The organism is Enterobacter asburiae, assembly GCF_024599655.1.
Taxonomy (GTDB): Bacteria; Pseudomonadota; Gammaproteobacteria; order Enterobacterales; family Enterobacteriaceae; genus Enterobacter; species Enterobacter asburiae_D.
This window is the reverse complement of sequence record NZ_CP102247.1, coordinates 3,546,487-3,566,144: the sequence shown is the minus strand read 5'-3', so window position 1 is coordinate 3,566,144 and position 19,658 is coordinate 3,546,487. Positions and strand designations below refer to the sequence as shown.

The following is a 19,658-nucleotide window of genomic DNA, read 5'->3' as shown; positions in this document are numbered from 1 at the left end:
TAACCCGTAAAAATAACGCACTGGTTATTTGTGAAATATTTTCCGAGGGATTTGGTTTTTATTTAAAAATAAAGTGAATAGTTATTCAAAGCATAAACCGATAACCGATACCGGTTTCAGTTAATAAATGGCGAGGGCGAGCGGGGTCGACTTCGAGTTTCTGACGAAGGTGTCCCATATATATGCGTAAATAATGACTATGTTCTACAGCGTTGGGTCCCCACACCTGACTTAATAGCTGGCGTTGGGTGAGAACCTTGCCGTGGTTGTTGAGCAGTACGGCGAGCAGGCGAAATTCTATTGGCGTGAGGTGAATTTCCTCATCGCCGCGCACAATGCGTCGCGCGGCCAGGTCAACCCGGATATCCCCAAACGTGTAGGTTGGGTCAGCGGGCGTGGTGGCGCTATGGCGACGCAGCGCCACGCGAAGGCGAGCCTGCAGTTCGCCGATACCAAAAGGTTTAATCAGATAGTCATCCGCACCGGCATCCAGCGCCGCGATTTTATCCGTCTCTTCCGTACGGGCGGAGAGCACGAGGATCGGCATCTGGCTCCACTGACGCACTTCCCGGATAAAGTCGATGCCGTCACCGTCCGGTAGACCAAGATCGAGGATCACCAGGTCCGGCTTGCGGGTGGCGGCTTCAATTAAACCCCGCTGAAGCGTACCCGCATCATGAACGCGCAGACCGTCTCCTTCCAGCGCAGCGCGCAGAAAACGGCTAATGGCGATCTCATCTTCAACAATCAGAACGTTGATCACAAATCCTCTGGTAATTCATTAAGTTCTGGCGGGGTTTCCAGAGGAAGTGTAACACAAAACCGCGCGCCGCCTTCCGGACGATTCTCTGCGGAGATGGACCCGCCGTGGACGTCAATGATCGCCTGACAAATGGCCAGCCCCAGCCCGACGCCCGGAATGGCCGACTCCTTATTGCCGCGCGCGAATTTTTCGAAAATAGCCAACTCCTGCCCGGCAGGAATGCCCGGTCCGGTATCCCAGACGTCAAGACGAAGCGTGCCATCGTCCACCGTCGCATCCACCCCTATTTGCGCGCTGGCGCCCGCATATTTGCCGGCATTTTCCAGCAGGTTAATCAGCACCCGCTCAAACAGCGGACCATCGACATGAATTAACGTCAGGGGCTCGGGCATGTTCAGCGCGATATGTCGCCCGCCAAGACCGGGTTCGAGCATTTTCAGGGCGCTGCCCACCACCTCTTCAAGCGTGAGCCACTCTTTTTTGAGGTTAAAACCGCCTGACTGGATACGCGCCATATCGAGCAGGTTATTCACCAGGCGCGTGGTATTCAGCACATGCTGGCGGATCTCGCTGGCCTGAAGGGCGTGTTTAGAGCCTTCCGCCGCCAGGTCCAGCGTCAGGATTTCTGACTGACCAAACAGGACGGTGAGCGGGGTTCGCAGATCGTGTGAGAGCGCCGCCAGCAGCGAGTTACGAATGCTTTCACGCTCGCTCGCCAGCCGGGCCTGCTCTTCGCTGGCGGTGAGGGCCAGCCGCTCCAGCGCGCTGGCAACCAGCAGCGTAAAGGTCTCCAGCAGCCGCTGCTGTTCGGGGATCATCAGCTGGCGCAGGTTGGAGGGCTCAACAATCACCAGCCCCTGATTTTTATCGGCGCTGCGCAGCGGCAGAATTTGATAGGGCACGCCGGGCAGGGTGTCGGTCCCTGCGCCCGCAGGCAGCCCTTTATCAAAGCTCCAGCGCGCGATAGCTTCGTCCCAGGGCGTCATGCCTGAGGCCGATGTCAGCGGGCGCAGCTTGCCGTGTTCGTCCGGGAGTAAAATCAGGTTGCTGGCATGAAACGTCGAGCGAATAAACTGCTCGCTGGTCTGCACAATATCCAGCGGCGTGCGGCCCACCGCCAGCGATTTCGACATCTCATAGAGATGGCGCGTGCGCTGTTCGCGATAGCGGGCGATACGCGCCTGATAGCGCACGCCCGCCGTCAGATTCCCGATCACCAGCCCGACGGTGAGCATCACCGCGAAGGTGAGGATGTACTGCACGTCCGACACCGCGAGCGTCCCGCGGGGGGCAATAAAGAACAGATCGAAGCTGATGACGTTGATGACCGTTGCCAGTACCGACGGCCAGCGCCCGTAAAAGAGTGCCACCACCACCACGCCGAGCAGGTAGATCATCACCAGGTTGGCGGCGTCGAAGGCGAACAGCCACTGGCTGGCAATCATGGTAATCAGGGCGCAGAGCACGACGGCGACAAGGCAGCCGCGGAGCTGAATGCGCCATTTATCGCTAAAGGTGCGGCTGTCCGGCGCGCGATTGGGTAGCTGCGTGGGCTTATCATCCAGCGCTACGATCACCAGGTCCAGATCCGGGGCGCGGCGGGCCAGCTTGTCGGCAAAGGATTCGCGGCTAAACCAGCGGCGATGCTGGCGACGGCCAATCACGATTTTCCCCAGGTTGTGCTCACGGGCGTAGCGCAGAATGGCTTTATCTTCCTGAGGATCGGATAGGGTGGAGGTTTCGGCACCCAGCTCCTGCGCCAGGCGAAGCGAGCTCAGGATAGCGCGACGCTGGTTTTCGGGCAGAGCGTGCAGCTGCGGCGTTTCGACATACACCGCATGCCAGACGCTGCCAAATTTGGCCGCCAGGCGAGCGGCGGTGCGGACAAGCTTTTCATTGCCGCTGCCGTGGCCGACGCACAGCAGGATGGCATCCCGCGTATGCCAGACGCGTTCCTGGCCCTGCAGGTCACGCCAGGCGCGCATCTGATCGTCGACGCGATCGGCAGTACGACGCAGGGCCAGCTCGCGCAGGGCAATCAGGTTACCTTTACGGAAGAAATGTTCGATGGCGCGCTCGGCCTGACCGGCAATATAAACCTTGCCTTCGTGCAGGCGCTGGCGCAAATCGTCAGGGGGCAGGTCAACCAGCACCACTTCATCGGCGGAATCAAAAAAGGGATCGGGCACCGTCTCGCGCACCTGAATGCCGGTGACGCCGCTCACCACGTCGTTCAGGCTTTCGAGATGCTGAACGTTAACCGTCGTGAAAACGTCGATGCCGGCTTCAAGCAGCTCTTCAACATCCTGCCAGCGCTTTGGGTGGCGTGAGCCTGGCGCATTGCTGTGCGCCAGCTCGTCCATCAGGATAAGGGCGGGACGGCGGGCGAGGGCGGCATCAAGATCGAATTCGGTAACTAACCGACCGCGGTGGCTGATGCGGCGGGGCGGCTGGGTAGCCAGCCCCTTCAGCAGCGATGCCGTCTCTTTACGTCCGTGGGTTTCTACCACGCCAATCAAAATATCGAGCCCCTGCGCCCGAAGCCGCTGGGCTTCCGTCAGCATGGCGAAGGTTTTCCCGACGCCTGCGCAAGCGCCAAAGAAAATTTTCAGTTTGCCGCGATGGGCTTCAGCCGTCTGTTCAAGCAGCCTGTCCGGATCCGGGCGCATGGGCTCGTCGGTCATTTAGTTTTTCCTTAGCGCGTCCAGCGCCAGATTCAGCTCAACAATATTCACCACGGGCATGCCGATAAAGCTGACCAGCGGTTTTTGCGTGTGCTCGGCAACCAGCTGGCTAACCTGTTCGACGGTCAGCTGACGGGCCGTGGCGACGCGCGGGATTTGCCAGGCCGCTGCTGCCGGCGTCAGGCTGTAGTCCAGCCCGCTGGCAGAGGCGGTGACCAGCTCTACGGGAACGTCACGGCTGGCCTGCGGATTGGCGGCGCGCAGGGCTGCCACGCGCTCAGCAACGGCTTTGTCCAGCTCAGGGTTGCTGCCCGCCAGGTTGCTGCCGCCGGATGCCATCGGATTATACGGGCTTTCGGCAGTGGCGGAAGGGCGTCCCTGGAAGTAACGGGCATCCGTAAAGTTCTGACCAATCAGGCGAGAACCGCGGTTTTCACCGCTTTGCATAATCAGCGAGCCGTTGGCCCGATCCTTAAACCACCACTGGCCCAGCGCGGTGGTCACCAGCGGGTACAGCCCGCCGGTAATAAGAGACAGCAGAATAAACAGAAGTATAGCGGGGCGTAACATCGTCATTTGAATCACCTTTTAAACCAGGCCGAACAGCGTCAACAGCAGGTCGATAACCTTGATACCGATGAAGGGCACCACCAGCCCGCCCAGGCCGTAAATCCACAGGTTGCGGCGCAGCATGGCGGCGGCCGTGAGCGGCTTATAGCTCACGCCTTTCAGCGCCAGCGGGATCAGGAAGACAATAATCAGGGCGTTAAAGATCACCGCACTCAGAATGGCCGAGGACGGGGAGTGCAGGTGCATCACGTTCAGGGCGTTTAATTGCGGATAGGTCGCAGCAAACGCCGCCGGAATGATGGCGAAATATTTCGCCACATCGTTGGCGATACTGAACGTGGTCAGCGACCCGCGCGTCATCAGCATCTGCTTGCCGATGTGCACCACTTCAATCAGCTTGGTCGGGTTAGAGTCGAGGTCGACCATGTTGCCCGCCTCTTTTGCCGCCTGGGTACCGGAGTTCATTGCCACCGCCACGTCGGCCTGCGCCAGGGCAGGGGCATCGTTGGTACCGTCGCCCGTCATCGCCACCAGACGGCCTTCCGCCTGATACTGACGAATCAGCGCCAGTTTCGCTTCCGGTGTGGCTTCAGAAAGAAAATCATCCACGCCCGCTTCGGCGGCAATCGCCGCGGCGGTAAGACGGTTATCCCCGGTGATCATCACCGTTTTGATCCCCATTTTACGCAGTTGGGCAAAGCGCTCCTTGATGCCGCCTTTGACGATATCCTTCAGGGCAATCACCCCGAGCACATGTGCCCCTTCGGCCACCACCAGTGGCGTCGCCCCCTGACGGGCCACGCTTTCGACCAGACTGTCCACTTCCGGTGGGAAGTGGCCGTTGTTAGCCTCAATGTGGCGACGGATGGCGTCAACAGAGCCTTTACGGATCATGCGATCCTGAATGTTAATGCCGCTCATGCGGGTTTGCGCCGTGAAGGGCACGAAAGTGGCGTGCAGGCTCTGAACGTCGCGCTGGCGCAGGTTAAAGCGCTGCTTGGCAAGGATCACGATACTGCGTCCTTCCGGGGTTTCATCGGCAAGCGAAGAGAGCTGCGCGGCATCTGCCAGCGTTTTTTCATCCACGCCCGGGGCGGGTAAGAAATCTGACGCCTGGCGGTTACCGAGGGTAATGGTCCCGGTTTTATCCAGCAGTAAGACATCCACGTCACCGGCGGCTTCCACCGCACGTCCGCTGGTGGCGATGACGTTGGCACCGAGCATACGGCTCATGCCGGCTACGCCGATGGCAGACAGCAGGCCACCAATGGTGGTGGGGATCAGGCAGACCAGCAGCGCCACCAGCACCGTGATGGTGACCGCGGTGCCGCCGTAGGCGGAGAACGGCCACAGCGTCGCGGTTGCCAGCAGGAAGACGATGGTCAGGGCCACCAGCAGGATGGTCAGGGCAATCTCGTTCGGCGTTTTACGACGCTGGGCGCCTTCCACCATGGCGATCATCCGGTCGAGGAAGGTTTCCCCCGGGTTAACGCTACACTGGATCACCAGCCAGTCGGAGAGAATGCGCGTCCCGCCCGTCACGGAGGCGAAATCGCCGCCGGATTCACGGATAACCGGCGCGGATTCCCCGGTAATGGCGCTTTCATCCACCGAGGCGCCCCCTTCGATAACTTCTCCGTCGCAAGGGATAATGTCACCGGCCTCTACCAGCACCACATCGCCTTTACGCAGTTCATCCGCCGGAACGTGGTCCATCTGCGCGCCGTATTTCGGCTCACGCAGCTTGCGCGCGAAGGCGGTTTTTTTCACCCCTTTCAGGCTGTTGGCCTGGGCTTTACTCCGGCCTTCCGCCAGCGCTTCCGCAAAGTTGGCGAACAGCACGGTAAACCACAGCCACAGGCTGATGGCACCGGTAAACATCGCATTCCCCGGCATGTGGCCCGTTCCCATGGCAATCGCCAGGGCGGTGGTCAGCACGCTTCCCGCCCAGACAATAAACATCACCGGGTTGTGCCACTGCACGCGCGGGCTCAGCTTTTTCACCGCATCCATGAGCGCCTGGCGAACTAATGACGGTTCGAACAGGGCCAGTTGTTTACGACTCATGACAATTTCTCCGCAAATCAGCGTAAAGAGAGGTATTCCGCGACCGGGCCTAACGCGAGGGCGGGGATAAAGGTCAGGGCGCCGACCAGTAACACGGTGCCCGTCAGCAGGCCGATAAATAGCGCGCCGTGGGTCGGTAATGTCCCGGTGGTGGTCGGTTGAATTTTTTTATTCACCAGCGATCCGGCAATCGCCATAACCGGCACAATGATCCCGAAGCGACCCACAAACATGCAGAACGCCAGCAGGCAGTTCCAGAACGGTGAGTTGGCGCTTAAGCCTGCAAAGGCGCTGCCGTTGTTGTTAGCGGCAGAGGAGACGGCATACAGCACTTCACTAAAACCGTGAATGCCGGGGTTAAAGATGCCGCTGCGTCCGGCCTCGGTCATCAGGGCCAGCGCGGTGCCGAGCAGCACAAGCGCCGGGGTGACCAGAATCGCCAGCGCGGTTAATTTCATCTCGCGCACGTCGATTTTTTTACCGAGGTATTCCGGGGTGCGGCCAATCATCAAACCGGCAATAAATACCGCCAGCAGTACGAACAGCAGCATGCCGTACAGACCCGAGCCCACACCGCCAAACACCACTTCGCCAATCTGCATCAACCACATCGGGATCATGCCACCCAGCGCCGTAAAGGAATCGTGCATGGCGTTAACCGCCCCGCACGAGGCCGCCGTGGTGACCACCGCATAGAGGCTGCTGGCGAGAATGCCAAAGCGGCTCTCTTTACCTTCCATGTTGATTGCGCTATCGGCACCCAGCGAGAGGAAGTGCGGATTACCCTGCCACTCGGCCCACATCACCAGCGCAGCGCAGACCACGAAGATAAGCGACATCGTCCAGAGCAGGGTGCGGCCCTGACGGCGATCGTTGACCACGTCGCCAAAGGCAAAGCAGAGCGCGGCGGGGATCAGGAAAATGGCCAGCATCTGCACAAAATTGGTCAACGCGGTAGGGTTTTCAAACGGATGCGACGAGTTGGCGTTGAAGAAGCCACCCCCGTTCGTCCCGAGCATTTTTATGGCTTCCTGTGACGCCACTGGCCCCATCGGCAGGAGCTGTTTTGCGCCTTCCAGCGAGGTATAAGGCGCGTAAGGCATCAGGTTTTGCAGGGTGCCCTGCTGAATAAAGAACAGCGCGATCAGCAGCGCAATCGGCAGCAGGATCCACAGGGTAATGCGTGTCAGATCCACCCACGCGTTACCGAGCGTGCTCACCTTCTGGCGCGCAAACGCACGCGTCAGCGCGAAGATCACCGCTATACCGCTCGCGGCAGAGAGGAAGTTCTGCACGGTTAACCCGACCATCTGGCTGAAGTAGCTGAGCGTGGTTTCGCCGGAATAGGACTGCCAGTTAGTGTTGGAGACAAAACTGACCGCCGTGTTCAGCGCAAGATGCCAGGACAGGCCCGGTAACTGTTGCGGATTCAGCGGCAGGATGCCCTGTAACATCAGCATGGCAAAAAGCGCAACGAGCCCAACGATATTCAGCAGCAGAATGGCGATCAGATATTCACGCCAGTTCATCTCCCGATCGCCTATTCCCAGTACGCGCCAGATCCCTTTTTCAACGCTTCCCGTGCCGGGCAGGGGGACGTTGTTGATCAATCGTGCCAGTCCTGTTCCCAGTGGTCTTGCCAGAACGAACAGTACCACTAAGAAGCTGGCAATAAGCAGAAACGCCTGAGCAGCCATCAGAAGGCCTCCGCATTAATCAGGGCATAGACCAGATAACCCAATAACAGGAACACCAGCACGATGCCGGCAATAAGACCTGCACTCACAATCCACCTCCGGGTGACTTTCGTTGTTGTACTAACGGTAGGATTTCCGGCGCAAAGATTTCGCAAAAATGGGGAGGGCGGGTGTAAAAAAAGTATAAAAATGACAAAGTCCACAATTTAACTATTGATAAGTAAATCGTTAACTTTTTTGTAACTTAATTACGGCGTGAATGTAAATATTCACTAAATGGATAAAAATAAGTGGTCGGATGAGTAGTAAAATTACAAACAAAGCGATATTATTTTAGCCAGGTCACAGATTTTGAATTTTCCGGATGACGTTTCCGGCCAACTATAGGGGAGAAAATATGGATCTTTATAAAGAGTATCCGGCTCATATCGTGTTCATGCGTCGCACTTTCGCCGTAGTGGCTGGTGTGCTGGCGCTGCCGGTGATGCTGTTCTGGAAAGATCGTGCACGTTTTTATAGCTATCTGCACCGCGTCTGGGCGAAAACCAGCGAGAAGCCGGTGTGGATGGACCAGGCCGAGAAAGCGACCTGCGATTTCTACTGATACGAAGACTACACATAGCAATAAAAAAACCGCCAACAGCAATGTGGCGGTTTTTTTGTCCCTCGGGATTCGCGGTCCGTTGGATGGTCTTGCAGCCCCTACCCGGGATTTTTATCATACCCTCCTGTAAGCAGATGGCAATCCCTCGAAGCCTTTATAAATTCCTAATTTTATTCGATTATCTTACCTTTGCAGCGGATGTTAATTATGATGCTGCGTCCCTTTCCGCCATCTCGCAAATGGGCATCGGTCCTGGGAAAGGTGTATTTACAGCCGTAAAGCAGCCCGCCTACCCGGGCTTGTGTCCACCGACTTATCACCGGTGGTGAACGGTGGAGCGGTTAGCTGCAGGGACCGCATAATGAAACGCTATTTTTGCATCGCGTTCATTGTCGCCAGCGTGCTCGTTGTAAAGAGCGATGAACCGAATGTGTTTGTCGCTTTAACCACGATAGCGCAGGACAAGTAGCGTTAAGGCCGCCTCGAGCGGCCTTTTTTATTTCATCCCGTCTACACTTCATGGCAAAGTAGTTCAATGCATGCTTTTTCCTTTTACGGCATGCCCTTATGGACATAATGGACAATTGCCTGGAGTTTTATGCCCACCCATCTGGTTTGGTTTCGCGCGGACCTGCGCGTACATGACAACATCGCACTCGCGGCGGCCTGTCGCGACAAAGACGCTAACGTACTGGCTCTGTTTATGGCCACGCCCGAGCAGTGGCGGCAGCACGATATGGCTCCCCGCCAGGCGGCCTTGCTGCGTGCGTATCTGACCGACCTGCAGCACTCGCTCGCCGGAAAAGGCATACCGCTTCTCTATAAAGAGGTGAGTGATTTTGCCGCACAGTTGCAGACGGTGCAGGAGATCTGTAAGCAGCACAACGTCACGCGTCTTTTTTACAACTATCAGTACGAATTCAACGAGCAGCAGCGCGACCGTCAGCTGGAGAAGTTGCTGGAAGGGGTGGTCTGCGAAGGGTTTGATGACAGCGTGATGCTGGCACCGGGCAGCGTGATGACCGGCAGCCACGAGATGTATAAAGTTTTTACGCCGTTCAAAAATGCCTTTATCAAGCGTCTGAAAGAGGCGCTGCCGGAGTGCGTTGCCGCGCCTGCCGTGCGAGGTGAAGCCATAAAGGACCTCCCTGAACTGACGTTTGATTACCCTCAGCAGCCGTTTGATGAAGCGCTGTTCCCCGCCGACGAGAAAGCGGCTATCGCCCAACTGCGCCAGTTCTGCAAACAGGACGCGGCCTGGTACGACGCGCGTCGGGATTTTCCCGCCATCGAGGGCACCAGCCGCCTGTCGGCCTGTCTGGCGCTGGGCGCGATCTCTCCTCGCCAGTGTTTACATCGCCTGCTGGCGGAGCAGCCGCAGGCGCTGGAGGGGGGCGCAGGGTCCGTCTGGCTGAATGAACTGATCTGGCGCGAGTTCTACCGCCATCTGATGACGTATCACCCTGATTTATGTAAACATCGTCCCTTCATCAACTGGACGGAGAAGGTGGAGTGGCAAACGAACGATCGGCTGCTGAAAGCCTGGCAAACGGGGCAGACGGGTTATCCGATAGTCGATGCCGCCATGCGTCAGCTTAACGAGACGGGGTGGATGCACAACCGCCTGCGGATGATTACCGCCAGCTTCCTGGTGAAGGATCTGCTTATCGACTGGCGTATCGGAGAGCGCTATTTTATCTCGCAGCTGATCGATGGCGATCTCGCGGCGAATAACGGCGGCTGGCAGTGGGCGGCCTCAACCGGCACCGATGCCGCGCCCTATTTCCGGATTTTTAATCCGACTACTCAGGGACAAAAATTTGATGCGGACGGCGAGTTTATCCGCCGCTGGGTGCCTGAGCTTAGCGGTATACCTGCTAAAGCGATCCACGAACCGTGGGCGTGGGCGGATAAACAGCGTGTAAAGCTGGATTACCCTCGTCCGGTTGTCGACCATAAACAGGCGCGTGTCGCCACGCTGGCGGCGTACGAAGCGGCCCGCAAAGCATAAGAGAGTGATGATGAAAAACAGCGAACTGGAAAGCCTGATTAACGAAAAACTGAACAGCACGTCCTTCAGCGATTACGGCCCGAACGGGCTCCAGGTTGAGGGTCGCGAGACGGTGCAAAAAATTATCACCGGCGTGACGGCAAGCCAGGCGCTGCTGGACGAGGCTGTTCGGCAGAACGCCGATGCGGTGATTGTCCATCACGGTTACTTCTGGAAAAACGAATCGCCGATCATTCGCGGGATGAAGCGCAACCGCCTGAAAACGCTGCTGGCGAATGACATCAACCTGTACGGTTACCACCTGCCGCTAGATGCGCACCCGGAGCTCGGCAACAACGTCCAGCTGGCGCAGCTACTGGGCATTACCGTGATGGGCGAAATTGAGCCGCTGGTGCCGTGGGGCGAACTGGCGATGCCGGTTCCGGGGCTGGAGCTGGCCTCGTGGATTGAAGCGCGCCTGGGGCGTCGCCCGCTGTGGAGCGGCGATACCGGTCCGGATACGGTGAAGCGTGTTGCCTGGTGTACCGGGGGCGGCCAGGGCTTTATCGACAGCGCCGCGCGTTTTGGCGTCGATGCTTTTATCACCGGCGAGGTTTCCGAGCAGACCATCCATTCTGCGCGTGAACAGGGACTGCATTTTTACGCGGCAGGCCATCATGCCACCGAGCGCGGCGGCATTCGCGCCCTCAGCGAGTGGCTGACGGAAAATACCGATCTGGATGTGACCTTTATTGATATCCCTAACCCGGCCTGATGAGAGGTGCCTGAGTGCAGCGAGCGCGTTGTTATCTTCTGGGAGAAACGGCAGTGGTTCTGGAACTCGAGCCGCCGGTGACCCTTGCCACGCAAAAGCGAATCTGGCGGCTAACACAGCGTCTGGTCGAACTACCGGAAGTGGTTGAAGCCATTCCGGGGATGAATAACATCACCGTGGTGCTGCGTAGCCCGCATACGCTGGCGCTGGATGCTATCGAACGTTTGCAGCGCTGGTGGGAAGAGAGTGAGGCCCTGGAGCCGGAATCGCGTGCCATTGAGATCCCGGTCGTTTATGGCGGTACGGGTGGGCCGGATCTCGGCGTGGTGGCAGATCACTGCGGATTAACTGAAAAGCAGGTTGTTGAGCTGCACAGCTCGGTTGACTACGTGGTCTGGTTCCTAGGGTTTCAGCCCGGATTTCCGTATCTGGGGGGATTATCCCCTCAGCTGCATACGCCACGCCGTGCCGAACCGCGCCTGAGCGTACCGGCGGGGACGGTGGCTATCGGCGGCGAGCAGACCGGCGTTTATCCGCTGACATCGCCTGGCGGCTGGCAGCTTATTGGGCATACCGCGACACCGTTATTTGACCCGGGGCTGGAGACGCCGATACTCCTGCGTCCCGGCGATACCCTTCGCTTTATCCCGCAGAAGGAGGGGGTATGTTAACGCTTATTCGCGCCGGGCTTTATACCTCCGTACAGGATGCGGGCCGCTTTGGTATGCGCCAGTCTGGCGTGAGCTATTGTGGCGCGCTGGACAGGCCTGCGCTGGAGATTGCTAACGTGCTGGTGGGCAACCCCGGCAATACGGCCGCGCTCGAAATTACGCTCGGCCAGTGCGTCATTGAGTTTAGTCAGGAGACCTGGTTTGCCTTAACCGGCGCAGGGTGTGACGCGACGCTGGACGGCAAAGCGGTGTGGACCGGCTGGCGGCTGCGGGCCAAAGCCGGACAGCGTCTGACCTTAAAGCGTCCTTTGCACGGTGTACGTAGCTATCTCGCGGTGGCGGGCGGCATCGACGTGCCGGAGGTGCTGGGCTCGTCCAGTACCGATCAGAAAGCCGGGATCGGCGGTCATGAAGGGCGTCTGCTGCGCGACGGCGATCGGCTGGCAATCAAGCCCTCCGCGCGCCATTTCTCCACCACGCAGGGCGTAAAACAGCTGCTGTGGGGAAACCAGATCCGCGCCTTACCGGGGCCGGAATATCATGAGTTTGACGAGGCGTCTAAAGAGTCCTTCTGGCGCTCGCCGTGGAAGCTCAGCCCGCAGAGTAACCGCATGGGCTACCGCCTGCAGGGACAGCCGCTGACCCGCACGACGGACCGGGAACTGCTCTCCCACGGTTTATTGCCGGGGGTTATTCAGGTGCCGGGCAACGGTCAACCCATCGTGTTAATGAACGACGCGCAGACAACGGGCGGCTATCCGCGCATTGCCTGCATTATTGAAGCCGATCGCTACCATCTAGCGCAAATTCCCCTCGGCCAGCCGATTCACTTCGTGCAGTGTTCGCTGGAGGAGGCGCTTAAGGCGCGGCAGGATCAGCAGCGTTATCTGGAGCAGCTGGCGTGGAGGCTTGATGGTAAAGATTGATCTGAATGCCGATCTGGGGGAGGGCAGCAGCGCCGATGCGGCGCTGATGACGCTGGTCACCTCGGTCAACATCGCCTGTGGCTTTCACGCGGGCGATGCGCAAACCATGCTGGAGAGCGTGCGTAATGCCATTAGAAATGGCGTCGCGATAGGCGCTCATCCGAGCTTCCCCGACCGGGAAAACTTTGGCCGCACGGCGATGGAACTGCCGCCGGAGACGGTCTACGCTCAGGTGCTCTACCAGATCGGCGCGCTGGAGGCGATGGTGCGCGCCGAGAAGGGCGTGATGCGCCACGTGAAGCCGCACGGCATGCTCTATAACCAGGCGGCGAAAGATCCGGCGCTGGCGGAGGCGATTGCCCGCGCGGTGCGGGACTGTAATCCGCAGCTGATTCTGGTAGGCCTTGCGGGCAGCGAGCTTATTCGCGCCGGACAGCGGCTGGGCCTGACCACCCGTCAGGAAGTGTTTGCCGATCGGGGATACCTGCCGGACGGCAGCCTGGTTCCACGTACGCAGGCCGGGGCGCTGATTACCGACGAAGCTAAAGCGCTGGCGCAGACGCTGGAGATGGTGCGCGCCGGGCGGGTGACCGCCGTGGACGGAACATTGGCAAACGTGCAGGCCGATACGGTGTGTTTACACGGCGACGGCGAGCATGCGCTCCAGTTCGCGCGCCGCTTGCGGGCGGCGTTCTCTGAAGAGGGCATTCTGGTCAGCGCAGAATAATCATGAAAGGACAATAATATGCCAGAAGGTCCGGAGATCCGCCGCGCGGCGGATAGCCTGGAGGCGGCGATAAAGGGCAAACCGCTGACGGATGTCTGGTTTGCTTTTCCGCAGCTAAAACCGTTTGAATCACAGCTGGTGGGGCAGACGGTGACCCATATTGAAACGCGCGGCAAGGCCTTGCTCACGCACTTTTCCCATAACCTGACGTTATATAGCCATAACCAGCTCTACGGCGTCTGGCGGGTGGTGGAGGCGGACGAGGAGCCGCAAACCACCCGCGTGCTGCGCGTCAGGCTGCAAACGGCGGATAAGGCGATCCTGCTCTATAGCGCGTCGGATATCGAAATGTTAACGCCAGAGCAGCTGCTGACGCACCCGTTTCTGCAGCGGGTCGGGCCGGACGTGCTGGACATGCGCCTGACAGCAAGCGACGTAAAGGCCCGGCTGTTATCACCTAAATTCCGTAACCGACAGTTTTCCGGTCTGTTCCTCGACCAGGCTTTTCTGGCCGGGCTGGGTAACTACCTGAGGGTAGAAATTCTGTGGGAAGTCGGACTGGCGGCACAGCACAAAGCGTCTCAGCTGAATGATGAACAGCTGGAGGCGCTATCCCACGCCCTGCTGGATATTCCGCGGCTGTCCTACAACACGCGCGGCGTGGTGGATGAGAATAGGTATCACGGGGCGCTGTTCCGCTTTAAGGTGTTTCATCGGGCGGGGAAAAAGTGCGAGCGGTGCGGCGGGATTATCGACAGGATTATGCTCTCTTCAAGACCGTTTTACTGGTGCCCGCACTGTCAGAAATAAAAAAGCCGGGTGGCGGCTACGCCTTACCCGGCCTACATTTCGCACTTGTAGGCCCGGCAAGCGAATCGCCGCCGGGCGTGTTTATTAGCGCTTAATATCAGACTTAAAATCACGCTGCTCGTAGCCGGTATACAGCTGACGAGGACGGGCGATTTTCATGCCTTCGCTGTGCATTTCGTTCCAGTGCGCAATCCAGCCTACGGTACGGGCCATGGCGAAGATTACGGTGAACATGGAAGACGGAATACCCATCGCTTTCAGAATAATGCCAGAGTAGAAATCGACGTTCGGGTAGAGTTTCTTCTCGATGAAGTACGGGTCGTTCAGCGCGATGTGTTCCAGCTCCATCGCCACTTCCAGCAGGTCATCTTTGGTACCCAGCTCTTTCAGCACTTCGTGGCAGGTCTCACGCATGACGGTGGCGCGCGGGTCGTAGTTTTTGTAAACACGGTGACCGAAGCCCATCAGGCGGAAGGAGTCATTCTTGTCTTTCGCGCGACGTACGAACTCAGGAATGTGCTCAACGGTGCTGATCTCTTCCAGCATCTTCAGTGCCGCTTCGTTCGCGCCGCCGTGCGCCGGTCCCCACAGGGAGGCAATGCCCGCAGCGATACAGGCGAACGGGTTCGCGCCTGAAGAGCCCGCGGTACGGACGGTAGAGGTAGAGGCGTTCTGTTCGTGGTCAGCGTGCAGGATCAGAATACGGTCCATCGCGCGTTCCAGCACCGGGTTCACTTCGTACTCTTCGCACGGCGTGGAGAACATCATGCGCAGGAAGTTACCCGCGTAGGAGAGGTCGTTGCGCGGATACACAAACGGCTGGCCGATAGAGTATTTGTAGCACATCGCCGCCATGGTAGGCATTTTGGACAGCAGGCGGAACGCCGCGATATCACGGTGACGCGGGTTATTCACGTCAAGGGAGTCGTGGTAGAACGCCGCCAGCGCACCGGTAATCCCGCACATCACCGCCATTGGGTGAGAGTCACGACGGAACGCATGGAACAGACGGGTGATCTGCTCATGGATCATGGTGTGACGGGTCACGGTGGTTTTGAATTCATCGTACTGTGCCTGCGTCGGTTTTTCGCCGTTCAGCAGGATGTAGCACACTTCCAGATAGTTGGATTCGGTGGCTAACTGATCGATGGGGAAGCCGCGATGGAGCAGGATACCTTCGTCACCGTCAATGTAGGTGATTTTGGATTCGCAAGATGCGGTAGAGGTAAATCCAGGGTCAAAGGTGAACACACCTTTAGAACCCAGCGTACGGATATCAATAACATCCTGACCGAGCGTGCCTTTTAGCACATCCAGTTCAATAGCAGTGTCACCATTTAGGGTGAGCGTTGCCTTTGTATCAGCCATTTACGGTCTCCTTAGCGCCTTATGCTTAAGACTGCGCTTCACCGGATTTGCTTTCAGCTGTAAATCACCGTTACCAGATTGTTATTTGGCTTACCGCTCAGCTCACGAGGACAAACCAGGGTACAGAGCTATGGCGCCTTGCAGGTAAACGAATGAAATATCAGTGAAACAACAGCAAATCAGCGTTTTTGCAGTCCGAATTATTCAAACCTGTATATCACTAATAACTGTCCTGATAACTTCGGTCAATACCATCACACTGTTACATAACTATTTGTCAGGTGAAAGTGAGACCTCATAACTTTTGCGCATTATATGCCTTTTCTGATGACGTTTGTAACAATATTGTTTAACATTTGTCAAATCAGATGATTAAAAATTAAAAAGATGTTGTTATCGTGACCCTGATCACTGTTCCAGAGAAAACCCGACAAACTGTATGTAGGTTAATTGTAATGATTTTGTGAACGGCCTATACTGCCGCCAGGTCTCCGGAACACCCTGCAATCCCGAGCCACCCAGCGTTGTAACGTGTCGTTTTAGCATCTGGAAGCAATGTTTTGCATGACGCGCAGTTATAGAAAAGGAACGCTGCTTGACCCGCATCGCAGTCCGGAGGAAGGAAACAATAAGAACAGCATGTGGGCGTTATTCATGATAAGAAATGTGAAAAAACAAAGACCTGTCAATCTGGATCTCAAAACGATCCGGTTCCCTGTAACAGCAATAGCGTCCATTCTGCACCGTGTGTCCGGTGTGATTACGTTTGTGGCGGTCGGTATTCTGCTGTGGTTGCTGGGGACCAGCCTCTCTTCTCCTGAAGGATTCCTCCAGGCCTCTGCCATCATGAACAGCTTCTTCGTGAAATTCATCATGTGGGGCATTCTGACCGCGCTGGCGTACCACGTCGTCGTGGGTGTTCGCCATATGCTGATGGACTTTGGCTACCTGGAAGAGACTTTCGAAGCCGGGAAACGCTCCGCTAACATTTCATTTGTGATTACAGTCGTGCTTTCACTTCTCGCAGGAGTTCTCGTATGGTAAGCAACGCCTCCGCATTAGGACGCAACGGCGTACATGACTTTATCCTGGTCCGTGCTACCGCCATCGTTCTCACGCTTTACATCATCTATATGATCGGTTTCTTCGCGACCAGCGGCACGCTGACGTGGGAAATCTGGAGTGGGTTCTTCGGCTCCGCCTTCACCAAAGTGTTCACCCTGCTGGCTCTGTTCTCCATCCTTATTCATGCCTGGATTGGCATGTGGCAGGTGTTGACCGATTACGTTAAACCGCTGGCGATTCGCCTCCCGCTGCAGCTGGCCATTGTTGTTGCACTGGTGGTTTACGTTATTTATGGATTCGTTGTGGTGTGGGGTGTGTAATGAAACTGCCAGTCAGAGAATTTGATGCTGTTGTGATTGGTGCCGGTGGCGCAGGTATGCGTGCCGCACTGCAAATTTCCCAGAGCGGCCAGACCTGTGCGCTGCTCTCTAAAGTTTTCCCGACCCGTTCCCACACTGTGTCTGCGCAGGGCGGTATCACCGTTGCGCTGGGTAACTCCCATGAAGACAACTGGGAATGGCATATGTATGACACGGTAAAAGGTTCCGACTACATCGGCGACCAGGATGCCATCGAATATATGTGTAAAACCGGCCCGGAAGCGATTCTGGAGCTGGACCATATGGGTCTGCCGTTCTCCCGTCTGGAAAATGGCACTATCTATCAGCGTCCGTTTGGCGGCCAGTCGAAAAACTTCGGCGGCGAGCAGGCGGCACGCACCGCGGCGGCGGCTGACCGTACCGGTCACGCGCTGCTGCACACCCTGTATCAGCAGAACCTGAAAAACCACACCACCATCTTCTCCGAGTGGTATGCGCTGGATCTGGTGAAAAACGCCGATGGCGCAGTCGTTGGCTGTACCGCGCTGTGCATCGAAACCGGTGAAGTGGTTTACTTCAAAGCTCGCGCTACCGTGCTGGCTACCGGCGGCGCAGGCCGTATCTATCAGTCCACCACGAACGCCCACATCAACACCGGTGACGGTGTCGGTATGGCTATCCGCGCGGGCGTGCCGGTGCAGGATATGGAAATGTGGCAGTTCCACCCAACCGGTATCGCCGGCGCGGGCGTTCTGGTGACGGAAGGCTGCCGTGGTGAAGGTGGTTACCTGCTGAACAAACACGGCGAGCGCTTCATGGAGCGTTATGCCCCGAATGCGAAAGACCTGGCGGGTCGTGACGTGGTGGCGCGTTCCATCATGATCGAAATCCGTGAAGGCCGCGGCTGTGACGGCCCATGGGGTCCACACGCGAAGCTGAAGCTCGACCATCTGGGTAAAGAGGTTCTGGAATCCCGTCTGCCGGGCATCCTGGAACTGTCCCGCACCTTCGCACACGTCGACCCGGTCAAAGAGCCGATTCCGGTTATCCCAACCTGCCACTACATGATGGGCGGTATTCCGACCAAAGTGACCGGTCAGGCGCTGACCGTGAACGAGCAGGGCGAAGACGTGGTCATCCCGGGCCTGTTTGCGGTAGGCGAAATTGCCTGCGTATCCGTACACGGTGCAAACCGTCTGGGCGGCAACTCGCTGCTGGACCTGGTAGTGTTTGGTCGGGCAGTGGGTCTGCATCTGCAGGAGTCCATTGCCGAGCAGGGCGCGCTGCGTGATGCAACCGATGACGAAATTGATGCCTCTCTTGAGCGCCTCAACCGCTGGAACGGTAACCGTAACGGCGAAGATCCGGTGGAAATCCGTAAAGCGCTGCAGGAGTGCATGCAGCACAACTTCTCGGTATTCCGTGAAGGTGACGCGATGGCCAAAGGTCTTGAGCAGCTGAAAGCGATCCGCGAGCGTCTGAAAAATGCCCGTCTGGACGACACCTCCAGCGAGTTCAACACCCAGCGCGTTGAGTGCCTGGAGCTGGATAACCTGATGGAAACCGCGTTCGCGACCGCGATGTCGGCAAACTTCCGTACCGAAAGCCGTGGCGCGCATAGCCGCTTCGACTTCCCGGATCGTGATGACGAAAACTGGCTGTGCCATTCCCTGTATCTGCCAGAGTCGGAATCCATGACGCGTCGTAGCGTCAATATGGAACCGAAACTGCGTCCGGCGTTCCCGCCGAAGATTCGTACTTACTAATGCGGAGACAGGATAATGAAACTCGAATTCTCAGTTTATCGTTATAACCCGGATGTTGATGACGCTCCGCGTATGCAGGACTACACCCTGGAAGCGGAAGAAGGTCGCGACATGATGCTGCTGGATGCCTTAATCCAGCTGAAAGAAAAGGATCCAACGCTGTCGTTCCGCCGCTCCTGCCGTGAAGGGGTTTGTGGCTCTGACGGGGTGAACATGAACGGCAAAAATGGCCTGGCCTGCATCACGCCAATTTCAGCGCTGCAGCGTCCTGGTCAGAAAATTGTTATCCGTCCTCTGCCAGGCCTGCCGGTCGTGCGTGATTTGGTGGTAGACATGGGGCAATTCTATGCACAATATGAGAAGATTAAGCCTTACTTATTGAATAATGGGCAAAATCCACCCGCTCGCGAGCACTTACAGTCTCCTGAGCAGCGTGAAAAACTCGATGGGTTGTACGAGTGTATTCTCTGCGCATGCTGTTCTACGTCCTGCCCGTCGTTCTGGTGGAACCCGGACAAGTTTATCGGCCCGGCCGGTCTGCTGGCTGCCTATCGCTTCCTGATCGATAGCCGCGACACCGAAACCGACAGCCGTCTGGAAGGACTGAGTGACGCTTTCAGCGTATTCCGCTGCCATAGCATCATGAACTGCGTCAGTGTGTGTCCGAAGGGGCTGAACCCGACGCGCGCCATCGGCCATATTAAGTCGATGCTGCTGCAGCGCAGTGCGTAAGTAAAAACGCCGGATGGCGCTGCGCTTATCTGGCCTACGTAACAGTAGGCTCGGTAAGCGTAGCGCCGCCGGGCAAATTGCAGAAACCTTTAAAAACTGCCCTGAAGTCTAGACAGTTTCTAA

Annotated in this window: 18 protein-coding genes; 11 read left to right on the top strand and 7 right to left on the bottom strand. The window is 57.5% G+C overall.

Features of this window, described 5'->3' with window-relative positions; translation table 11 throughout:
• Positions 1-85: 85 nt before the first annotated feature.
• Genes kdpE through kdpF form a run of 6 tightly spaced genes read right to left on the bottom strand, consistent with a single transcriptional unit; the run spans position 86 to position 7,870 of the window.
• Entirely contained in the window at positions 86-763 is a 678-nt protein-coding gene (gene kdpE, locus NQ230_RS17010; protein ID WP_024908812.1) for a two-component system response regulator KdpE, read from the bottom strand.
• The gene (kdpD, locus tag NQ230_RS17005) at positions 760-3,447 is read right to left on the bottom strand and encodes a two-component system sensor histidine kinase KdpD (RefSeq protein ID WP_257258356.1); all 2,688 of its coding nucleotides are present in this window, start codon (positions 3,445-3,447) and stop codon (positions 760-762) included. Before kdpD ends, kdpE begins: the two co-directional genes overlap by 4 nt.
• Positions 3,448-4,023 carry a potassium-transporting ATPase subunit KdpC gene (gene kdpC, locus NQ230_RS17000; RefSeq protein ID WP_121425444.1) on the bottom strand — a complete coding sequence of 192 codons (576 nt, stop codon included), beginning with the start codon at positions 4,021-4,023 and terminating at the stop codon, positions 3,448-3,450.
• Between the two features lie 12 nt (positions 4,024-4,035).
• Entirely contained in the window at positions 4,036-6,084 is a 2,049-nt protein-coding gene (gene kdpB, locus NQ230_RS16995) for a potassium-transporting ATPase subunit KdpB (RefSeq protein ID WP_029741177.1), read from the bottom strand.
• Between the two features lie 17 nt (positions 6,085-6,101).
• The gene (kdpA, locus tag NQ230_RS16990; RefSeq protein WP_257258355.1) at positions 6,102-7,781 is read right to left on the bottom strand and encodes a potassium-transporting ATPase subunit KdpA; all 1,680 of its coding nucleotides are present in this window, start codon (positions 7,779-7,781) and stop codon (positions 6,102-6,104) included.
• Complete coding sequence (kdpF, locus tag NQ230_RS16985) at positions 7,781-7,870, bottom strand: K(+)-transporting ATPase subunit F (protein ID WP_014069365.1); 90 nt, start codon at positions 7,868-7,870, stop codon at positions 7,781-7,783. The genes kdpA and kdpF overlap by 1 nt, the downstream gene beginning before the upstream one ends.
• 308 nt (positions 7,871-8,178) lie before the next feature.
• Between kdpF and NQ230_RS16980 the strand changes: the two genes are divergently transcribed.
• From NQ230_RS16980 to nei, 7 genes are all read left to right on the top strand, one after another.
• Positions 8,179-8,385, top strand: coding sequence for a YbfA family protein (locus NQ230_RS16980; RefSeq protein ID WP_014069366.1), 207 nt, complete (start codon positions 8,179-8,181; stop codon positions 8,383-8,385).
• A gap of 598 nt (positions 8,386-8,983) precedes the next feature.
• Positions 8,984-10,396, top strand: a complete 1,413-nt coding sequence (gene phrB, locus NQ230_RS16975; RefSeq protein WP_257258354.1) for a deoxyribodipyrimidine photo-lyase — start codon at positions 8,984-8,986, stop codon at positions 10,394-10,396.
• Between the two features lie 10 nt (positions 10,397-10,406).
• On the top strand, positions 10,407-11,150 hold the full coding sequence (locus NQ230_RS16970) for a type 2 GTP cyclohydrolase I (protein ID WP_023310783.1): 744 nt from the start codon (positions 10,407-10,409) through the stop codon (positions 11,148-11,150).
• A 14-nt stretch (positions 11,151-11,164) separates the two neighbouring features.
• Positions 11,165-11,821, top strand: a complete 657-nt coding sequence (gene pxpB, locus NQ230_RS16965; protein WP_032666581.1) for a 5-oxoprolinase subunit PxpB — start codon at positions 11,165-11,167, stop codon at positions 11,819-11,821.
• Entirely contained in the window at positions 11,815-12,747 is a 933-nt protein-coding gene (gene pxpC / locus NQ230_RS16960) for a 5-oxoprolinase subunit PxpC (protein ID WP_134349100.1), read from the top strand. Before pxpB ends, pxpC begins: the two co-directional genes overlap by 7 nt.
• On the top strand, positions 12,734-13,474 hold the full coding sequence (gene pxpA / locus NQ230_RS16955; RefSeq protein WP_159513664.1) for a 5-oxoprolinase subunit PxpA: 741 nt from the start codon (positions 12,734-12,736) through the stop codon (positions 13,472-13,474). The genes pxpC and pxpA overlap by 14 nt, the downstream gene beginning before the upstream one ends.
• An 18-nt stretch (positions 13,475-13,492) precedes the next feature.
• Entirely contained in the window at positions 13,493-14,284 is a 792-nt protein-coding gene (gene nei, locus NQ230_RS16950) for an endonuclease VIII (protein ID WP_159513665.1), read from the top strand.
• 84 nt (positions 14,285-14,368) lie between these two features.
• Here nei and NQ230_RS16945 read toward each other — a convergent pair whose 3' ends face one another.
• Positions 14,369-15,652, bottom strand: coding sequence for a citrate synthase (locus NQ230_RS16945; RefSeq protein ID WP_023334930.1), 1,284 nt, complete (start codon positions 15,650-15,652; stop codon positions 14,369-14,371).
• Between the two features lie 639 nt (positions 15,653-16,291).
• Between NQ230_RS16945 and sdhC the strand changes: the two genes are divergently transcribed.
• Genes sdhC through sdhB form a run of 4 tightly spaced genes read left to right on the top strand, consistent with a single transcriptional unit; the run spans position 16,292 to position 19,535 of the window.
• Complete coding sequence (sdhC, locus tag NQ230_RS16940) at positions 16,292-16,696, top strand: succinate dehydrogenase cytochrome b556 subunit (protein ID WP_020684965.1); 405 nt, start codon at positions 16,292-16,294, stop codon at positions 16,694-16,696.
• Entirely contained in the window at positions 16,690-17,037 is a 348-nt protein-coding gene (sdhD, locus tag NQ230_RS16935) for a succinate dehydrogenase membrane anchor subunit (protein WP_008501088.1), read from the top strand. Before sdhC ends, sdhD begins: the two co-directional genes overlap by 7 nt.
• The gene (sdhA, locus tag NQ230_RS16930; protein ID WP_014883036.1) at positions 17,037-18,803 is read left to right on the top strand and encodes a succinate dehydrogenase flavoprotein subunit; all 1,767 of its coding nucleotides are present in this window, start codon (positions 17,037-17,039) and stop codon (positions 18,801-18,803) included. The genes sdhD and sdhA overlap by 1 nt, the downstream gene beginning before the upstream one ends.
• A gap of 15 nt (positions 18,804-18,818) precedes the next feature.
• Entirely contained in the window at positions 18,819-19,535 is a 717-nt protein-coding gene (gene sdhB / locus NQ230_RS16925; protein ID WP_008501090.1) for a succinate dehydrogenase iron-sulfur subunit SdhB, read from the top strand.
• The last annotated feature ends 123 nt before the right edge of the window (positions 19,536-19,658 follow it).